This is a genomic window from Sphingobacterium sp. BS-2 (assembly GCF_046161205.1).
Taxonomy (GTDB): domain Bacteria; phylum Bacteroidota; class Bacteroidia; order Sphingobacteriales; family Sphingobacteriaceae; genus Sphingobacterium; species Sphingobacterium mizutaii.
The window spans coordinates 189,324-207,273 of sequence record NZ_JBIXGO010000017.1 but is presented as its reverse complement, the minus strand read 5'-3'; the positions used below and the strand labels follow the sequence as shown (position 1 = coordinate 207,273).

General features: G+C 40.8%; 18 protein-coding genes, 2 tRNA genes and 1 riboswitch. Of the genes, 12 read left to right on the top strand and 8 right to left on the bottom strand.

Going from position 1 to position 17,950, the window contains the following annotated elements; translation table 11 throughout:
* Positions 1-163: 163 nt before the first annotated feature.
* The 3 genes from ACK2WI_RS09720 to ACK2WI_RS09710 are packed head-to-tail and all read left to right on the top strand — an operon-like array spanning position 164 to position 2,225.
* The gene (locus tag ACK2WI_RS09720) at positions 164-793 is read left to right on the top strand and encodes a redoxin domain-containing protein (protein WP_312697843.1); all 630 of its coding nucleotides are present in this window, start codon (positions 164-166) and stop codon (positions 791-793) included.
* On the top strand, positions 793-1,791 hold the full coding sequence (gene gap, locus ACK2WI_RS09715) for a type I glyceraldehyde-3-phosphate dehydrogenase (RefSeq protein WP_409150571.1): 999 nt from the start codon (positions 793-795) through the stop codon (positions 1,789-1,791). The genes ACK2WI_RS09720 and gap overlap by 1 nt, the downstream gene beginning before the upstream one ends.
* Complete coding sequence (locus ACK2WI_RS09710; RefSeq protein ID WP_409150570.1) at positions 1,788-2,225, top strand: GNAT family N-acetyltransferase; 438 nt, start codon at positions 1,788-1,790, stop codon at positions 2,223-2,225. The genes gap and ACK2WI_RS09710 overlap by 4 nt, the downstream gene beginning before the upstream one ends.
* Before the next feature lie 4 nt (positions 2,226-2,229).
* Here ACK2WI_RS09710 and ACK2WI_RS09705 read toward each other — a convergent pair whose 3' ends face one another.
* From ACK2WI_RS09705 to ACK2WI_RS09685, 5 genes are all read right to left on the bottom strand, one after another.
* Entirely contained in the window at positions 2,230-3,000 is a 771-nt protein-coding gene (locus ACK2WI_RS09705; protein WP_409150569.1) for a TIGR02757 family protein, read from the bottom strand.
* Positions 3,001-3,632: 632 nt separating this feature from the next.
* A complete protein-coding gene (gene obgE, locus ACK2WI_RS09700) occupies positions 3,633-4,631 on the bottom strand; it encodes a GTPase ObgE (protein ID WP_093095132.1) in 999 nt (332 codons plus the stop codon).
* A gap of 25 nt (positions 4,632-4,656) precedes the next feature.
* Positions 4,657-5,226 (bottom strand): adenylate kinase, encoded by a 570-nt coding sequence (locus ACK2WI_RS09695; RefSeq protein ID WP_093095129.1) that lies wholly within the window; start codon positions 5,224-5,226, stop codon positions 4,657-4,659.
* 72 nt (positions 5,227-5,298) lie between these two features.
* Positions 5,299-5,372: transfer RNA gene (locus tag ACK2WI_RS09690), tRNA-Arg, on the bottom strand.
* A gap of 192 nt (positions 5,373-5,564) precedes the next feature.
* Positions 5,565-5,638: transfer RNA gene (locus tag ACK2WI_RS09685), tRNA-Arg, on the bottom strand.
* A 138-nt stretch (positions 5,639-5,776) separates the two neighbouring features.
* Between ACK2WI_RS09685 and ACK2WI_RS09680 the strand changes: the two genes are divergently transcribed.
* Positions 5,777-6,604 carry an alpha/beta fold hydrolase gene (locus ACK2WI_RS09680; protein ID WP_409150567.1) on the top strand — a complete coding sequence of 276 codons (828 nt, stop codon included), beginning with the start codon at positions 5,777-5,779 and terminating at the stop codon, positions 6,602-6,604.
* Here ACK2WI_RS09680 and ACK2WI_RS09675 read toward each other — a convergent pair.
* Positions 6,601-7,470, bottom strand: a complete 870-nt coding sequence (locus tag ACK2WI_RS09675; RefSeq protein WP_093095125.1) for a patatin-like phospholipase family protein — start codon at positions 7,468-7,470, stop codon at positions 6,601-6,603. The two genes, ACK2WI_RS09680 and ACK2WI_RS09675, sit on opposite strands and share 4 nt — an antisense overlap.
* 119 nt (positions 7,471-7,589) lie before the next feature.
* On the opposite strand from ACK2WI_RS09675, the gene ACK2WI_RS09670 reads away from it, so the two are divergent.
* From ACK2WI_RS09670 to ACK2WI_RS09660, 3 genes are all read left to right on the top strand, one after another.
* Positions 7,590-8,192 carry a TetR/AcrR family transcriptional regulator gene (locus ACK2WI_RS09670; protein WP_312697297.1) on the top strand — a complete coding sequence of 201 codons (603 nt, stop codon included), beginning with the start codon at positions 7,590-7,592 and terminating at the stop codon, positions 8,190-8,192.
* Positions 8,193-8,221: 29 nt separating this feature from the next.
* Complete coding sequence (locus ACK2WI_RS09665) at positions 8,222-8,854, top strand: nitroreductase family protein (protein ID WP_093095121.1); 633 nt, start codon at positions 8,222-8,224, stop codon at positions 8,852-8,854.
* Between the two features lie 348 nt (positions 8,855-9,202).
* Positions 9,203-9,817 carry a sugar O-acetyltransferase gene (locus ACK2WI_RS09660; protein ID WP_409150565.1) on the top strand — a complete coding sequence of 205 codons (615 nt, stop codon included), beginning with the start codon at positions 9,203-9,205 and terminating at the stop codon, positions 9,815-9,817.
* Between the two features lie 786 nt (positions 9,818-10,603).
* Here the strand turns inward: ACK2WI_RS09660 and ACK2WI_RS09655 are convergent.
* Both ACK2WI_RS09655 and ACK2WI_RS09650 read right to left on the bottom strand, forming a co-directional pair.
* Positions 10,604-11,254: a hypothetical protein gene (locus ACK2WI_RS09655; protein WP_093095116.1), complete on the bottom strand. Its 651-nt coding sequence runs from the start codon at positions 11,252-11,254 to the stop codon at positions 10,604-10,606.
* Positions 11,255-11,322: 68 nt separating this feature from the next.
* On the bottom strand, positions 11,323-11,934 hold the full coding sequence (locus tag ACK2WI_RS09650) for a WbqC family protein (RefSeq protein ID WP_312697294.1): 612 nt from the start codon (positions 11,932-11,934) through the stop codon (positions 11,323-11,325).
* Positions 11,935-12,009: 75 nt separating this feature from the next.
* On the opposite strand from ACK2WI_RS09650, the gene ACK2WI_RS09645 reads away from it, so the two are divergent.
* The 5 genes from ACK2WI_RS09645 to ACK2WI_RS09625 all read left to right on the top strand — a co-directional run bounded on the left by ACK2WI_RS09645 (position 12,010) and on the right by ACK2WI_RS09625 (position 17,478).
* Positions 12,010-12,876, top strand: a complete 867-nt coding sequence (locus ACK2WI_RS09645) for a lysophospholipid acyltransferase family protein (protein ID WP_409150563.1) — start codon at positions 12,010-12,012, stop codon at positions 12,874-12,876.
* On the top strand, positions 12,877-13,908 hold the full coding sequence (locus ACK2WI_RS09640; RefSeq protein WP_409150561.1) for a glycosyltransferase family 2 protein: 1,032 nt from the start codon (positions 12,877-12,879) through the stop codon (positions 13,906-13,908).
* Positions 13,909-14,030: 122 nt separating this feature from the next.
* Positions 14,031-16,049: an NAD-dependent DNA ligase LigA gene (ligA, locus tag ACK2WI_RS09635; RefSeq protein WP_409150559.1), complete on the top strand. Its 2,019-nt coding sequence runs from the start codon at positions 14,031-14,033 to the stop codon at positions 16,047-16,049.
* 28 nt (positions 16,050-16,077) lie between these two features.
* Positions 16,078-16,956 carry a 4-hydroxy-tetrahydrodipicolinate synthase gene (gene dapA / locus ACK2WI_RS09630; RefSeq protein ID WP_093095108.1) on the top strand — a complete coding sequence of 293 codons (879 nt, stop codon included), beginning with the start codon at positions 16,078-16,080 and terminating at the stop codon, positions 16,954-16,956.
* Between the two features lie 90 nt (positions 16,957-17,046).
* Complete coding sequence (locus ACK2WI_RS09625) at positions 17,047-17,478, top strand: hypothetical protein (RefSeq protein ID WP_175486268.1); 432 nt, start codon at positions 17,047-17,049, stop codon at positions 17,476-17,478.
* Between the two features lie 223 nt (positions 17,479-17,701).
* Positions 17,702-17,815, top strand: a riboswitch (SAM riboswitch).
* Positions 17,816-17,950: the final 135 nt, after the last annotated feature.

Here is a 17,950-nt window from a genome sequence, read left to right as displayed (position 1 = left end):
TACCTGAAAAATAGAAGGCCCTGAACGTTCAGGGCCTTTTTTTATGCCATCTTAAATCCTTAGGTCAGAATAGGCCATTTATTATGTCAAAATAATGTTTATTCTAGCATCGCAGCCGGCATACTCTATATTTTTTATTAGTTTTGAATCTTAAACACAAGACATGAGAAATAAATTAATCCTATCCTCTCTTTGCCTTTCCTTAGGTGTATTAGCTGTGGGATGCAATAACCAACCGCAAAAAACAGAAAATACGGAAGCGCATGATGACCATGCCGGCCATGACCATGCTGCCCATGACCACTCTGCTCACGAGCATACGGCACAATCAAGTAGCCCTGCTCCTGCTGCACCACAAACAACAAAAGCTGCAGCATTGAGTATCCCTGAGTTCAATTTCTATAAAGTAAAATCTGGAATCTCCTATACCAAGGCTGATCTACCTGCTGGGAAAAATACCGTATTCGTACTTTTCGATCCAGGATGTAGCCACTGTCAAAATGAGACCAAAGGTCTAGCTAAAAATTACGACAAGATCAAAGATATCAATGTGGTTTATGTATCCATGAATGACCCTGCTTTGATGGCGCAATTCTTCAGTACCTTCGGTAAGGAACTTGACGGAAAACCAAATGTTGAAATGCTTTGGGACAGAAACCAAGAGTTCGTACAGAAATTCCATATCCCGAATATGTTCCCTGCCAATTATGTTTATGGCCCTGATGGCCAATTGAAAACTTATTGGGAAGGTGAAAAAGATATCAATGAAGTAATCGCTGAATTTAATAAATAATGAGAATTGCCATCAATGGTTTTGGCCGTATTGGCCGCCATACCCTTAGAAATCTACTGAACAGAAACCTCAACCAGATCGAGGTTGTAGCCATTAATGATCTTGCAGATGCAAAAACATTGGCACATTTATTCAAATACGATTCGGTCCACGGACCATTGAATCGAACGGTAGATTTTGATGGAAACCATTTGATCATTGATGGCAAATCCATTGTGATCTTGAACCAAAGGAATCCAGAAGACCTTCCTTGGAAAGACTTAAATATTGACCTTGTTGTAGAATCAACAGGCTTCTTTGTCAAGAAAGAATTGGCAGCAAAGCACCTGGAAGCTGGAGCCAAACAAGTAATCATCTCTGCGCCTTCCCCTGACAAAGAAATCCCGACAGTAGTATTGGGTATCAACGATAAGGATTTTGATTGGAATACCCCGATCTTCTCCAATGCTTCGTGTACTACCAACAATGTCGCTCCACTGATCAAGATCTTGGATGAAAACTGGGAGATAGTCGATGGTTACATCACGACCGTGCATTCCATGACCGGTGACCAGAACTTACACGATGCGCCACATCGTGATCTTAGGCGATCTAGGGCTGCATCAGCATCCATCATCCCAACAACCACCGGTGCTGCAAAAGCCATTACCAATGTCTTTAAGCATTTGGATGGAAAGCTTGGCGGTGCAGGAATCAGGGTACCTGTCTTAAATGGCTCTTTAACGGATTTCACCTGTAACCTTGCCCGAAAAACAACGGTGGAAGAAATCAACCAAAAATTTAAGGAAGCAGCAGAGGGTGAATTAAAAAATGTACTTTATTACACGGAAGACCCTATCGTATCAGTAGATATCATCAATAATCCATATTCATGCGTCTTTGATTCTGAACTTACCAGTATTGTCGGTGGTTTGGTCCAGGTAGTAGGCTGGTATGACAATGAATTTGGTTATTCCAATAGATTGGTAGATATCCTACAGAAACTGGCAAGCCGATGATCCGATTTATCAAAGTAGAGGATACTTTGCCCCTAAGGAGCGCTGTCTTGCAAAAAGGCAAAGCTTTGGAGCTTTGCATCAATCCAGAAGATTTAAAGCCAGACAGCTTCCATTTAGGCCTCTATGACGATGAAAACATCCTGCAATGTATTCTAACGGTCCACAAGACCAATCATCCCAAGCTTCCCCATGAAGGATATCGCTTGCGCGGAATGGCAACCCAGCCAGACGCTCGACGGAAAGGTTATGCGAAAGAATTATTAGGCGCAGCCATAGAACATATCAAAACCCAATTGCATGGGGATTACCTATGGTGTATCGCCCGTGAAATCGCCTATCCATTCTATCTAGAAATGGGATTTGAGTTCTTCTCCGATGAATTCGAATATAAGGATGCAGGAAAACATAAGGAAATGTATATCCCTTTTTATTAAGCCCTTATAATTCTCCGGCTACTCCTAGTCCAAAAAGAGCAAAATCATACTTCACAGGGTCTTTTGGGTCCAATAAACGTAGATTTTCGGTCAATTCCAAGGCAGTTTTCCAATTCACCTTGTCCGATTGGATCAACCCAAACTTCCTACCCACCCTTTCTACATGCACATCACAAGGACAGATCAAATCTTTGGCATCGATCTTATTCCAGATCCCGAAATCCACGCCTTTATTGTCCTTCCTGACCATCCAACGCAGAAACATATTCAATCGCTTACAGCTTGATTTCTGAAGCGGCGAACTGACATGCTTCCTGGTTCTTTCGGGAAAATCCGCCAAAGAGAAAAAATAAGATTTAAAACCATTTAAGGATTGCTCCACAGTGAACTTCTCCCCTTCATCAATCTGTAAAAAGGCATCTTCCAAGCTCTCGAAATGCCTATAATGGTATTGGAAAAAGCTGATAAAATATAGCAGATCCGTATCATTGAAAGTCCTATGCTTGAATCCAAGCATATTTTTCAGGTCATGATCTTGATGGTTGATAATAAAATCATAGGGACTGCCATCCATTCTTTGGATAAGCTCATTACATTTATTGATAATGGTTTTACGTTGTCCCCAAGCCAAGATGCTCGCAAAGAAACCCATGATCTCGATATCCTGCTTTAATGAAAATTGATGCGGAATACTGATCGGGTCATTTGGAATAAAATTCGGTTGATTGAATTCTTCCACTTTGCGGTCCAAAAATTCCTTTAATGATAAATCCATTGTTGCGAAATTAAGGAAAAGAAAGGAGAATGGCGGGAGAGTTTGAAGCGGGAAAGGGTTTGATTCCCGAGCGGAGTCGAGGGGGCAGTTGAACCCAGTGGATATTTGAACCAGGATGCCCTTCGGCTCCGCTCACCCACCGAGGATGAGAGGATAGACCAAGATTATGATATGAAGCTTGCTTCCTTGACTATAATTGACCCCAATTCCGTAGGGGCTTATCGCATAAGCCCGCATCCTATTTTGAACATATAATAGGTTTGCATTGGCGTACAGGTCCTTTACCTTCGGTAAAGGATGAGACGCATTAATAGTGGAGAACCGTACAGATTCTTCACTTTCCGTTCAGAATTGGAAATGCGCTAAAGAGGAATTCTGAGAAAGGCGAAGAATCTGTAAGGTTCTTCTCCCTTAGGATTTTGTCATTCTGTACCGAAGGTACAGGAACTGTATGTCAATAAAATAAATGTTGTTATTAGTTTTGGAAGTTTGGATTGTTCCGAGATGTTTCGGTCCTCAAAATGACAGAAAAAAATCAACATTTCCAGCGAAAATGTCCAGTATGATCTTGGTCCATCCTCAAATCCTGGTTCAAAAAAAAGCCATCTTCCGATGGCTTCTATATTTTAATATTAAGAATTAATTTCTTTCCAGATCATATCCTTCAGTTGCTGGATATTTTTACCGGTAACGGAAGATATAAATAGATAAGGTATCCCTTTCGGTACTTGTAGGGCCATTTCCTTTTCCAACTCCTCGTCCAGCATATCCGATTTACTGATCGCCAAAAGCTTCGGCTTATCCAATAATTCTGGATTATATGCGGTCAATTCATTCAATAAGATCTCGTATTCCTCGGCGATGGTACGATCTGTGTCTGCAGGGACCAAGAACAACAATACCGAATTTCTTTCGATATGTCTTAGGAAACGGTGTCCTAAGCCTTTACCTTCAGATGCCCCTTCGATAATCCCTGGGATATCCGCCATGACGAAAGACTTGCCATCACGATAGCTTACTATCCCTAGATTAGGTACCAGGGTGGTAAACGGATAATCTGCGATTTCAGGTTTTGCTGCCGATACCACAGAAAGTAAGGTCGATTTACCCGCATTCGGGAATCCTACCAGACCAACATCTGCCAATACCTTTAACTCCAAGATCATCCACTCTTCAATACCCGGCAATCCCGGTTGAGCGAATCTTGGTGTTTGAACGGTAGAAGACTTGAAATGCCAGTTACCCAATCCACCTTTCCCTCCCGGAGTCAGGATCTTGGTTTCACCATCTTCCGTGATTTCAAAAAGGACTTCTCCTGTTTCGGCGTTTTTGGCAACAGTCCCCAATGGAACCTCTAGGATTTCATCCTTTCCGTTTGCGCCGGTACGCAGGGCACTTCCCCCAGATTCACCAGGTTCAGCAATAATATGTTTTCTAAATTTCAGGTGCAATAAAGTCCAGTGCTGATGCGATCCTTTCAAGATAATATGTCCACCACGACCACCATCACCACCATCAGGACCACCTTTAGCCGTGTGTTTATCACGGTGCAAATGGGCTGATCCGGCACCTCCGTGTCCCGAACGACAACATACTTTTACATAATCAACAAAATTTGACCCCTGAGCCATATCTCTCCCTATTCAGAATATTTTATTAATAATTATCGATAACGTTTGAAAGGTCAGCGAAAATCGTTTCGATTTCACCGATACCGTTCACTTTGGTCAACTTACCTTGGTTTTCGTAGTAAGGCAACACGTGAATGGTCTTTCCGAAGTATTCTTCGATACGTTTTTTCAACTTATCAGCAGCATCATCAGCACGTCCAGAAATCTCCTGACGTTTAGCGATACGCTGGGTAAGTTCATTTTCATCCACATCCAATGCAATCACCCCAGTAATGGAAGTTTGGTTAGCTTCCAAAAATTTATCCAATGCCTCTGCTTGTGCTACTGTACGTGGGAAACCATCAAAAATAAATCCTTTTGCATCAGGATTGTTTTTCAACTCTTCTTCCAACATAGAAATTGTAATCGAGTCAGGAACTAAATTACCATCAGCAATGATCTGACTCACTTCTTTACCCAGTGGAGTCTGATTTTTGATGTGTCCTCTGAACATATCTCCAGTAGAAATATGGTGCAGGGCATATTTATCGATCAATTTAGCCGATTGGGTCCCCTTACCTGCCCCTGGAGGTCCGAATAAAACTAGGTTTAGCATAATGTGTTGTTATTTTTTTAGATGTAAAAAAACAAAAGCCTAATCCCGTATAAGAATTAGGCTCTTTCCAAGTGCGCTCAAAGGGAGTCGAACCCCTAACCTTCTGATCCGTAGTCAGATGCTCTATCCAATTAAGCTATGAGCGCGGCAACCAATACTATACGACTGACGCCCTTTCTGTTTTGGTGATGCAAATATAAGGAAATAATATCCTCAGCAAAATTTTTTTTTTATTTTAAAACCAATTCCTTTCAGCCTCAATGACTTATTTTTCCACTTTTCCTCTGCAGGAATTATTTTTTTAAAGGAAGATTTTTGCTGTGGGTTTAAAAAGAAAGTGCGCTCAAAGGGAGTCGAACCCCTAACCTTCTGATCCGTAGTCAGATGCTCTATCCAATTAAGCTATGAGCGCATTCTTTAAAGGACGAATTGTCCTTTGAGGTGGCGCAAATATCGGGACTTTTTTAGATTTTCCAAACCCTTTTTCCCTTTTTTAATCAATTTCAAACTATATTTTGCTTATCGTGTTGATATTTATATATTTAAAATTATGGCGGAACGTATAATTAAAAGCAACAAGATCCGGATTGGGGATATCAGTATCTCCTATTATATCAAAAAGGCCAGCGAACAACCTGAAAAAACGATCATTTTCCTACATGGTTTTCCTTTCAATAAAAAAATGTGGCGCGAACAGCTCGAAAGTTTAGAAGATAATATCACTGGAATAGCGGTCGATATTCGCGGACATGGCAATACAACAAAAGGTCATGGATTTTTTTCCATCGATGTCTTTGCTAAAGACCTAGGCGTATTCATGCGCAAACTTGAAATTGAAAAAGCTGTTTTATGTGGCGTCTCTATGGGTGGTTATATTGCCCTGAGAGCCTATCAATTGTTTCCAGATCGGATTTCTGGATTGATCCTCTCCGATACACACAGCAAAGCGGATGACAACGCTGGCAAACAGAAGCGCTTTGATGCCATCCAGGCCGTCCTGCAATACGGACGCAGACCCTATGCCATCGGTTTTATCGCTAACCTATTCTCGAAGAAAAGTATCGATAATAACCCCGATGCCATTGAATTGATCAAAAGTAGCATCCGAAGAAATAGCATCGAGTCCATCTGTGCAACCTTACTTGCCTTAGCGGCCCGAACGGATACCACAGAAGTCCTTTCAAAAGTCAAAGTCCCTACCCTCGTGGTCCGCGGCAAGGAAGATAAAATTACCCCTGCCAATCTCATGGAAGAATTGACAAAAGAAATCAAAGGATCAAAATATATCGAAATGGAAGAATGCGGTCATCTTCCAAACTTGGAACATCCAGAGGAGTTTAATCTCCACATGAATAAATTATTGTTAGAGGTCGATTAAACGACCTCTTTTTCTTTCTCTTTTTCTTTAGGAGACTTATTTTTCTTCTTAGCCTCCTTCTTCTTGATGGGCACATCAGGGACCACCTTATCTGTAAGTTCCTTACCTTTCTCGATCATAAAAGAAGCTTTGTCATAGTCCCATATCCCAGCGATATTATGGGGGATATTGATCACATAATCGGGCTTGTACAATTCAACAGACAATTGGCTCAATCGTCTCCGCATCATAAAATAGGATTCCTGCAACATCGAAAGCGCATTCAATCCCTTGGCGCCATTGTATGGGCCATATTCAGCATCAGGTTTCCCATCCAGATTCACGGCAATGATAATGTTCCTTCTTTTCCTTCGCACATAATTGATGGGTAAAGGATTGATTACGCCTCCATCCACCAGATTCCAGTCTTCACTTTCTATACTGGTAAACACAGCTGGAATGGCTATTGAAGCACGAATAGCTTTGTAAACGCTCCCCTTATCGAACACCACTTCTTTTTCACTTACCATATCCGTAGCAATTGCCCGGAATGGAATATCCATATCTTCGATGTTCTTGTCCGGAAAGATTTCCTTCAAGGACTCAAAGACCCTCTCGCCTTTGAGCAAGCCAAACTTTGGATTCGTAAAATCCATCAGTTTAAAGACCTGCCTTCGGGTAATTGACCGCATCCAATCTTCCAGTTTCCCCATTTTCCCTTCGACATAGGCGGCGCCAATCAAAGAACCAATCGAACAACCTACCACCTCATCGATTTCATATCCTTTCTCTTCTAAACTACGGATAACCCCTATTTGAACCAGTCCACGAGCTCCGCCGCTTCCTAAGACCAATGATACTTTGCGTTTACTTTTTAAGAAGTTCATCCTTAAAGTTAAAACTTATTTCCCGAAGCTAATTGTCATTTTGATGTTTGTTTTAAGTATATGTTTGCAACATATAAATATCATTGTTACTTTTGCTAACACTGTTAACTAAATGCATAATGGGACTTACAGAAAGAAAACTCAGACAACAACAAGAACTCAAGGAACAGATCATAACCTGCTCCCGTGAAATCGTCGAAAAAGAAGGTTGGGCAGCACTTTCTATCCGAAAGATTGCCGATGCCATCGAGTATTCTGTCCCTGTGATCTACAAGCATTTTGAGAATAAAGAGGCTATTTCCGCTCATTTCGTCCAGGAAGGTTTCATTAATTTATTGAAGTCCATCAACCACGAAATTGACACGAAAGAAAGCATCAACACTAAGATCAAACAGCTTTCATTAGGCTATTGGTTATTCGCAGTGAACTTCCCGAAACATTATGAGATTATGTTTGGCCTGGGAATCCCAACTTGTGAAAAAACCAATGAATCGGAAGAAATCAAAAAGGTATCCAACCTGATGTTAGCCTTGATCGATGAAGCGATCCAAGCAAGTGGCAAGACAGACCTGGACCGATACCTGAAACTGAAGACCCTTTGGTCTATCCTGCATGGTATTGTCGCCATGGACCTGCTAGCCTTGAACAGCAAAGAGAACATCTGCCCCTCAGCCGTCCTTAAAGACGCTATTGAAGGCTATATAAAATCCATATTGGTTTAACACGAAACACTATCATAAATTTTAAGAGAATGAGCTTACTACAAGATTTACAATGGAGATACGCTACTAAAAAAATGACAGGAGCGGCTGTAGAACAAGAGAAAATAGATTATATCATCGAGGCAGCTAGACTTGCACCCACCTCTTCGGGCTTACATCCTTTCAAGGTTATCGAAATCAGCAACCAAGAGATCAAAGAACAGATTCTTCCTTTGGCTTATAACCAATCTCAAATCGTTGATTCTTCACACTTATTGGTCTTTGCGGCATACGATGAATATACACAGGAACGTGTGGATTCTGTGTTCTTACAACAAGAGCAAGAACGCGGATTGGCTCCAGGGTTCGCAAATGATTATAAAAACAGCCTAATGGCCAGGTTCAACAGTCAGACGAAAGACCAACATTTTGCACATGCTGCACGTCAAGCCTATATAGGTTTTGGTATCGCTATTGCAGCAGCAGCTGAACAACGCGTTGATGCCACGCCAATGGAAGGTTTTGATAGCCTGGCGCTAGATCAATTCCTAGGCCTAGACGAATTAGGATTACGTTCTGTAACCATCTTGGCATTAGGCCACCGCGATGAATCCAATGATTGGTTGGTCAACTTGAAGAAAGTTAGGATTACCAAAGAGAACTTTGTAATCAGCAAAAACTAAAATTTCATCCAACATATTTGAAGAGGCCTCGAGAAATTCGAGGCCTTTTTTGATCAACAATAATCTCCAATCGATCAGACGGACTACATTACCATCTATTTCAAAGCTCCCATCCATAGCTTAGAAAGAAAGTTTTTTAGCCAATCCACCCTGTTAAAGCTCAACCATATTCGAGACATATTTCGAATTTTCCGAATATGGCTCGAATCAGGGTAAAGCTTCTCTCGAAGCTTATACTTAGCCAAAATCTTATCCATAACCTACCAAATTCAACCAGTAATACCGCTAATTTTGCTCCGAACCAGCCATTTTTTGTATATTAAATCAGTAATCAACAAGACATAGCAGATGAATAAAAGCTCAAAAGAAAAGATGATCGCAGGCGAACCTTATATCGCTTCGGGAGATGAACTATTTAAGGAGAGGCAACATGCCAAATTGGAATTACAGAAGTTCAATTTAATGGACCCTACAAAGATTAAGGCGAGAAACCAGATCATCAAACAATTGTTTGGGAAGACCACTACCCGATTCTTTATTGAGCCACCATTCTACTGTGATTATGGATACAATATTGAAATCGGTGATAACTTCTATTCCAACTATAACCTGACCATTTTGGATTGTGCCCAAGTAAAGATTGGAGACAATGTAATGATCGCACCTAACGTGAGCTTGTTTACGGCTGGGCATCCAGTAGATCCGGTATTGCGGGTTGAAGGTTGGGAATATGCCCTACCGATTGAAATTGGTGACAATGTCTGGATCGGAGGCAATACGGTGATCAATCCTGGTGTGAAAATCGGCAGCAATACGGTGATTGGGTCGGGATCGGTTGTGACCAAGGATATCCCCGAAAATGTGGTCGCGGCAGGAAATCCTTGCCGGGTTCTGCGAGAGATCAATATCAGGGATAAGGTGTATTACTTTAGGGATTTGAAATATAATTTTGAGGAGGAGTAAAAAAATTGAAGATTGAAGCCCAGCGGGCAATGTCATTAAGTTTAGTTTTTTTGTGTCATGCTGAGGTTCACCGAAGCATCTCGGAGAAATACGAACCTTCAAAAATAAATGGATCATTTACTAAACCCCTGGAAGGGGTGGAATCTTTGTAGGTCAATGAAGGATAATAACGGACAACCCCCAGCGGGGGTGGAATATTTTTCAATACTTCCCGTTTAAGAGGTCATATTTAATAAAAAATAGTTAGCTCATCTTACGATTTCAAAATAAGGGTGGATAGTTCCGGGAACCTTCGGGTCACCCTCAGGGTGACACAAAAAAGGTGAAAAATATTTCACCCCCGCTGGGGGTTTTCAAAAAATAAACAGCAGACAGTTCCAGGAACCTTCGTTTCACCCTCAGGCTGACACGGCCGGTTAAAAACTTATCGTTTCTAGGAAGAATAAAATAAAAATACCTGAGATGGGGATCTCAGGTATTTTTCCAAACCAATTATTAACCTAAATTATGAAATTATGAATTTACTATCTAAACGGTAACTAAATCGCTTTATTATAAGGGATTGAAATTTTTTTATTTTTTTTCGAAAGATTTAAAAACAAAAATACCCGGAGCGGAGAACTCCAGGTATTTTACCAAACCAATTATTAACCTAAATATTTTCTATTTATCTAGATAGTGTATTAACGACATATACCTTGCCATATTGTATGAAATCGTAAAAAAACAACCTCTTTTTTTGAAGAAAACTTATAATCAATTGATTTTCAGTTAAATAGTTTTATATTATTTTGAAATAACTTCGACGACTTTATCACTTAATTTAGTAATATCGGATTTTAAACCGACCATTATTGAAAGCACATGCACCGGATTGCCCTGCATTTTCCTAAAATTGTGCATGTATCCGACTTCCATCCCCAAGAAGAATCCCTTGAATTTATAATCTGAACCAATTCCCATTTTGATGGCTGGTGAAATACTATATTCATAATTAAGCTCCACCGTCCCATCACCCTTATCTTCCGAACGTGGTTCCATATTCAAGGCTCCAGATGGACCAAGGTATGCATAGGTATTCAGGCGTTCCCATTGTCTACGCATCCCTCCAGCTAAACTCAGCACATACATCGTAGAACGCGCATTTTTTAAGACACGGTTGTATTCTGTATCATCCAGCAATTGATCGTAGCCAAAGCTCAACATATATAAGGTGGGCTGCAGGTAGTATTTAGGATTTTTCAGAGAAATATCCAATCCCATGCTTCCGGTAAATAGCTTTGTGGTCAGGACATTCTTAGTCTTCCCCAAAGGGAAGGAAAGTCCAGTCCCTCCAAAGTAATACACTTTACGGTAATGTAGGGTATCAGCACCCGTTTGTGAAAATGCTGAAATTGCCATAAAAAAGCAGAAGCAGATCAAGACAATTTTCTTCATGAAATAGACGGTTTAAAAACAGAACGCTAAACATAAAGAAATTGTTTCAAGAAGAAAACAAAAACTGATTAGAAATAGTTTTTCGACTGCGGTCCTTGACTGAATAAAAGATCGATGATGCTCAAATCAGGTAGAAATCCATTCTTATCCTCAAATAACTGATAATATGGCTTTTGTTGCTGAAGCAATGAGGGCATTTTAGGGTGAATGGCCTTTCGATAATCTATTTCGTTTGGCGATTCCACTTCATATTTTTCGCTTAGCAATATTTCACGGTTTATCTTGAGTAATTTAAGGATCAACTTTAATTGGTCTACATGGAATTCCAGGAGATGGCTGTATTCCTTTTCGTAAAATCCGCGGAAGTCATCCTCATAGAACTCAAAATAGGCAGAACTACGGTAGGCTGTTTGAAGGCTTAACCAATGCAGTCTTTGCCATGGATGGTCATAATTGATCAATACATCCTTCATGACCTGCCTTTGTTTTTTCCCGTGCTGAATAGGCACTAACAAATCCAGAACACCATTAGCCGTGGCAATTTGGGTTCTTGTACGGAAGGTCTGTTTGGGAAAGTTCTCGAACTGTTCCACGACAATGGGACCATCGTTATTTTTTATGGCTTGTAAATAACTGATATTGGGCAGGTAGAGTGCCGGTAATAGGATTCCTGTTGACATAAACGAATATTCACTTCAAATTGTCCGCAAAAATAACTTTATTTGGGGATATTTGTAAAGTACTTTAAAATAGGCATGAAGGAAAAACTGATTTACGGGACATTGTATTTAATATCACTCCTGCCCTTTTGGTGCCTTTACCTGATCTCCGATTTTCTTTTCGTCTTGATTTACTATGTGTTCGGCTATCGCAAGAAAGTGGTTTTCGATAACCTGAGAAACGCATTTCCAGAGAAATCTGAGGAGGAAGTCAAAGACATCGCCTATAAATTTTACCGGTATTTTCCGGACTTGTTGGTTGAATCTGTAAAAATGGCGACTATCAAACCCGATGAGGTCATCAAGCGGATTGAATTATTGAATCCGGAGGAAGTATATCAATATACAGAGCAAGGAAAAGGGGTTATTGGGGTGACCTCCCATTATGGAAATTGGGAGCTATCGATCCATCGGCTGTCCTTGATGATGGATGTTCCGGAGCTGATTGTCTACAAACCTTTAAACAATAAAGTGTTCAATAAGATTCATAATCAGATCCGTTCGCGGTTTGGAGCTGAAATGGTCCCTATGAAGCAGATCTTACGACATATTATAAAGTTGAAAAATGTTCCACATATTAGTATGTTTGTAGCGGACCAGACACCTACCTATCAGGATTCTGATTATTTCATGGAATTTTTGAACCAAGATACCTTGGTTTATACAGGTGCCGAACGGATTTCACGATTGACGAAATTTCCAGTGGTATTCTGTGAGGTCAGGCGGAAGGAAAAAAGAGGCTATTACAGCTGTAGGTTTACCACCTTGGTGGAGAATCCAGATGAATATCCAGAACATGAAATTACCCATATCCACAATAGGTTCACCGAGCAGATCATTCGCTCGGAACCGGCGTATTGGTTATGGTCCCATCGCAGATGGAAGCGTAAAAGAAGAAATTAAATGTCAAATTACCCGAAAGTTGCCGTTGTCATATTAAATTGGAACGGGAAGTATTTCTTAGAGAAATTCCTTCCTTCGGTATTTAATAGTACATACCCCAATATTGAGTTCATTATCGGAGACAATGGGTCGACCGATGATTCCATTACGTATGTGGAAGAGAACTTCCCGATGTTCAAGATCATTCGCAACAGCGAGAACTTAGGTTTTGCTGGTGGTTATAATGAGGTATTGAAACAGGTGGAGGCGGATTATTACATCCTATTGAATTCCGATGTGGAAGTTTCGGAGAATTGGGTGGAACCTGTGATTGCCTACATGGAACAGGACCCCTTGATGGTGGCTTGCCAACCAAAAATCCAAGCGTACCATAGCAAAGGCGAGTTTGAACATGCGGGAGCAGCAGGCGGTTATATAGATTATTTCGGATTTCCTTTCTGTCGTGGCCGGATCTTGGATAAGGTAGAAAAAGACCATGGACAATATAATGATGCCCGAGAGGTATTTTGGGCGACGGGTGCTGCATTGTTCATCAAATCCAAGGCTTGGAAAGAAGCAGAAGGTTTCGATGCCGATTTCTTTGCCCATTTTGAGGAAATAGACCTGTGCTGGCGATTGAAGCGCATGGGGTATAAAGTTGGCTATTGTCCAGACTCTATCGTCTATCATGTGGGTGGTGGAACGTTAAAGACCAGCAATCCGCAGAAGACCTATCTCAACTTCCGCAACAATCTGGTCATGATGCAAAAGAACCTTTCCCTAGGTGCTGGTATTTGGAAAATATCCTTGCGATTATGGTGGGATCTATTTGCCTTAATCAAATTTCTTTTTGACGGAAAAACGGCAGATGCTTGGGCTGTAAGCCGAGGTCATCAGTATTTCTTCAAGAATTTCTTTAAAACTGCAAAGAAAAGAAGGAAGTATGCGCAAAAAGAGAACAAAAAGGGTCAATATAAAAATTCCATTATTTGGGATTATTATATGAACAATATCCATAAATACAGTGAGCTTCATGACAATAATTTCTATTAATTGCTAAAGTCCTGAATTATCTTTTCCTGCATTAATTACATTGTTTTGCAACACTTTGCGCAATCAATCAATTTTTGTTTTAAATTATTTTACCCTTAATATATTTTGTATTTTCGTGGTCTATGTCAATAGATATTCAAGCGAAGATAGCAGAACTTACACGTGAGCTGAACGAATATAATTACCAATATTATGTTTTAGCACAGCCCTCTATATCCGATTACGATTTTGACCATAAATTAAAGGAACTGGAAGCATTGGAGCTGCAGCACCCTGAATTCAGAGATCCTAATTCCCCTACCCTAAAAGTTGGCGGTGATATCACACAAAGATTCCAGACGGTACGTCATAAATGGCCCATGATGTCATTAGGCAATACCTATAATGAGCAGGAATTAAAGGATTTTGACAATAGGGTCCGGAAAGTGGTTGGAGAGCAGGTTCAGTATGTTGCGGAATTGAAGTTTGATGGACTTTCCATTTCCATTTCTTATGAGGATGGGAAATTGGTCCAAGCGGTGACCCGCGGCGACGGAACACAAGGTGATGATGTGACCAGTAACGTGAAAACGATTCGCAGCATCCCACATCAATTAAGGAAAGGCGACTATCCAGAAAGCTTTGATATCCGCGGAGAAATCTTTATGCATAAATCGGCCTTTTTGAGGTTGAATAAAGAAAGGGAAGAAAACGGAGAGCAAACCTATGCCAACCCAAGGAATTTTGCATCAGGAACCATCAAGTTGCAAGACTCGGCGGAAGTTGCAAAAAGGCCATTGGACTGTTTTCTATATTTTCTATACTGCGATAACAGGAATAAACTATTCCATGATCATTGGCATAGCATAGAGGAGGTTAAATCTTGGGGGTTCCCAGTTTGCGAACATAGTAAACTGTGCAATTCCATCGAGGAAGTATTGGCGTTTATCCATCATTGGGATGAGGCTAGGCATCAATTATCCTATGAGATCGACGGAATCGTGATCAAAGTAAATGACTTTGCTCAGCAAGAAGAATTAGGCTTTACAGCTAAATCTCCGCGTTGGGCAATCTCTTATAAATTCCAAGCTGAGCGGGTTGAAACTATTTTGAACAGCATCAGCTATCAGGTTGGAAGAACTGGGGCAGTGACCCCTGTGGCAAACCTAAAACCAGTTTTATTGGCAGGAACAACTGTGAAGAGAGCCTCTTTGCATAATGCCAACGAAATCGAGCGATTGGGACTGCATGAGCATGATACGGTCTTTGTAGAAAAAGGTGGCGAGATCATTCCGAAGATTATTTCAGCAAATGTTGAAAAACGTCCCGAAGGAGCAAAACCATTTGTATACCCTACTCACTGTCCGGAATGTAATACAGCCTTGGTCAGGGAGGAAGGCGAAGCGGTACATTATTGTCCGAATGAGGATGGCTGTAAACCACAGATCGTTGGCAAGCTGCAGCATTTCATCGGCAGAAAGATGATGGATATACAAGGTTTAGGCGATGAAACCATCGAAACCTTTTTCCGTTTGGGATTAATCAGAAAGATTTCAGACATCTATACACTGAAGGATAGAGAATCTGAATTGGTCGGCATAGAGCGATTTGGGCAGAAGTCCATAGACAATATGCTGAAAGGCATAGAACAATCGAAGAACAAGCCATTTGAGAAAGTATTGTTTGGCTTGGGGATCCGACATATCGGTGAAACGGTTGCGAAAAAATTAGCGCAGCATTTCAAGAACATCGATGCGATCCGTTCGGCTACGGTAGACGAGATCCTTTCCGTTCAGGATATAGGATTGCGTATCGCCGAAAGCATCAATGCTTATTTGGTCAATCCGGAGCATTGGGAAGAGATCGAAAAACTTAGAGCGATGGGCTTGCAGTTTGAAATCGAAGAGAAAGAAGTACAATTGGCAGGTGATAGCCTTTCAGGCAAGACCTTTTTGATATCCGGTGTTTTTGCGGATCATTCCCGAGAAGAATTGACGGAACTGATAGAGTCGCATGGTGGTAAAATGTTGAGCAGTATTTCCTCAAAACTGAATTATTTGGTTGCAGGAGACAAGATGGGACCATCCAAATTAGCGAAGGCTGAAAAGCTTCAGGTTCCGATGATTTCGGATGTTCAGCTGCTGGCGATGATCAATAATTAAGAAAAAATTAAATAAATACACATAAACGATGAACGAGCTTCAAGGTGCGGGAGTAGCATTAGTCACTCCATTTCACGCAGACGGCACAGTAGATTACGAAAGCCTCGGCAATCTGATAGATTTTCAGATTGAGGGAGGCATTGATTATTTGGTTTCATTGGGTACCACTGGCGAGACAGCTACCCTAACCCAAGATGAACGAAAGAAGCTGTGGCAATTTACTTCGAAGCACGTCAATAAACGTATTCCATTGGTAGCTGGTATTGGCGGAAACAATACCTATGAAATTGTTGAACAGATCAAGAACTTCGAAGTCCTGGATTATGTGGCAATCCTTTCGGTTTCTCCATACTATAATAAACCTACGCAAGAAGGAATTTACCAGCATTATAAAGCGATTGCGGAGGCTTCCAAGCTTCCTATCATCCTGTATAACGTACCGGGACGTACAGGCAGCAATATCAGTCCGGCGACCACAGTACGTTTGGCAAAGGATTTCAAGAATATCGTGGCAACCAAAGAGGCCTCAGGGAATTTTGCGCAATTCAGTGAGATCCTTCGTGACAAACCCAAGGAATTCCTGTTGATTTCTGGGGATGATCCTGTTACATTGCCGATGATGGCGATGGGTGCCGCTGGAATTATTTCGGTGGTTGGCAATGCCTACCCAACCAAAGTTTCTGCCTTGGCTCATTTATGCCGCGAAGGAAATTATGTGGAGGCCAGAGCCATTCATTTGGAATTATTGAAGATCATTGACCTTTGTTTCATTGAAGGAAATCCAGCTGGTGTAAAATACATCTTGGAAAAGAAAGGCATTGGCAAAGACCATGTTAGGTTGCCATTGGTTCCGGTAAGTGATAAAACCAAAGCAGCCATAGATGCAGAGATGCAGCTACTAGGTTAAAAAAAATATAAGGTTGGCAATGAAAATTCGCCAACCTTTTTTATTTTTAGGTATTCTTTTTGTTACCAAATAGAAACTGAATCAAAAAAAATGGAAACATCAAACCAACAACCTAGCACTAAGGGTTCAAAGTTCAAAAAATTCATTAGCTGGTTTTTACTCATCCTATTTCTAGCCTTTGCTGGATTTGTTTATTTCAAATATTATTTTGTATTTGGAGAAGGCGTTAAATCTGGGGTTTTGAATTATGCGGTAAAAAAGGGAAATTTATTCAAGACTTATGAAGGTAAGCTTATCCAAGAGGGCATTCGTTCGCAGAAGACCGGCACTGGGCTGTCGAGCAATGAGTTTGAATTTTCCATTGAAAACGATTCAGTTTTCCATATCTTGGAACTGAATAGCGGAAAAGCTTTCGACCTACACTACAAGGAATATCATGGTGTTTTGCCTTGGCGAGGAAATACAAGATATGTAGTGGATAAAATTATACAAATGCGTGATGCGAAGACAACTACTTTTTAGTTGATCGGAAAAACATATCAGAAAAAAATTGGGGCTTCAACCGACGTTAGAGAAGGGACTAACAAAGGTTGAAGCCCTGGTCTTTATAGGGAAATTTAGTTTTGTGGGATGCCAAAGAATAAACTTTTCAGAAAAAGATTGCAAAATTAAATTTCGTGAACTATATTTGCGGAGTACTTCGATAGTGGTACGCTAATCATTACCTCTCTAAAAAGATGGTCTTGATTTATAAAGAAGTGGCGAGAGACTGGCTCAATGACCCACTGGCAACCTTCAATAAGGATTGAAAAGGTGCCAATTCCTGTCCGAGGCAATAAAGCCCAGGAGCATATAAATGAAATAGACTATGACTTCAAAATTTTCAAAATCGGAATTAGTATATCTTGTTGGAAAACCAGCAACAGATTCCAGTATTCAATTTATTTCCAGCTGTATTATTTGCATTGCCCGAATGCGATAGTCGTCCCTATGT

Bases quoted from the DNA above. Each gene is read 5' to 3' on its own strand.
- ACK2WI_RS09655 (WP_093095116.1), bottom strand. From the start codon at position 11,254: ATGAAGAAAATTGTCTTGATCTGCTTCTGCTTTTTTATGGCAATTTCA.
- ACK2WI_RS09640 (WP_409150561.1), top strand. From the start codon at position 12,877: ATGTCAAATTACCCGAAAGTTGCCGTTGTCATATTAAATTGGAACGGG.
- ACK2WI_RS09625 (WP_175486268.1), top strand. From the start codon at position 17,047: ATGGAAACATCAAACCAACAACCTAGCACTAAGGGTTCAAAGTTCAAA.
- obgE (WP_093095132.1), bottom strand. From the start codon at position 4,631: ATGGCTCAGGGGTCAAATTTTGTTGATTATGTAAAAGTATGTTGTCGT.
- dapA (WP_093095108.1), top strand. From the start codon at position 16,078: ATGAACGAGCTTCAAGGTGCGGGAGTAGCATTAGTCACTCCATTTCAC.
- ACK2WI_RS09670 (WP_312697297.1), top strand. From the start codon at position 7,590: ATGGGACTTACAGAAAGAAAACTCAGACAACAACAAGAACTCAAGGAA.
- ACK2WI_RS09680 (WP_409150567.1), top strand. From the start codon at position 5,777: ATGGCGGAACGTATAATTAAAAGCAACAAGATCCGGATTGGGGATATC.
- ACK2WI_RS09705 (WP_409150569.1), bottom strand. From the start codon at position 3,000: ATGGATTTATCATTAAAGGAATTTTTGGACCGCAAAGTGGAAGAATTC.
- ACK2WI_RS09650 (WP_312697294.1), bottom strand. From the start codon at position 11,934: ATGTCAACAGGAATCCTATTACCGGCACTCTACCTGCCCAATATCAGT.
- ACK2WI_RS09695 (WP_093095129.1), bottom strand. From the start codon at position 5,226: ATGCTAAACCTAGTTTTATTCGGACCTCCAGGGGCAGGTAAGGGGACC.
- ACK2WI_RS09675 (WP_093095125.1), bottom strand. From the start codon at position 7,470: ATGAACTTCTTAAAAAGTAAACGCAAAGTATCATTGGTCTTAGGAAGC.
- ACK2WI_RS09660 (WP_409150565.1), top strand. From the start codon at position 9,203: ATGAATAAAAGCTCAAAAGAAAAGATGATCGCAGGCGAACCTTATATC.
- ACK2WI_RS09645 (WP_409150563.1), top strand. From the start codon at position 12,010: ATGAAGGAAAAACTGATTTACGGGACATTGTATTTAATATCACTCCTG.
- ligA (WP_409150559.1), top strand. From the start codon at position 14,031: ATGTCAATAGATATTCAAGCGAAGATAGCAGAACTTACACGTGAGCTG.
- ACK2WI_RS09720 (WP_312697843.1), top strand. From the start codon at position 164: ATGAGAAATAAATTAATCCTATCCTCTCTTTGCCTTTCCTTAGGTGTA.
- ACK2WI_RS09665 (WP_093095121.1), top strand. From the start codon at position 8,222: ATGAGCTTACTACAAGATTTACAATGGAGATACGCTACTAAAAAAATG.
- ACK2WI_RS09710 (WP_409150570.1), top strand. From the start codon at position 1,788: ATGATCCGATTTATCAAAGTAGAGGATACTTTGCCCCTAAGGAGCGCT.
- gap (WP_409150571.1), top strand. From the start codon at position 793: ATGAGAATTGCCATCAATGGTTTTGGCCGTATTGGCCGCCATACCCTT.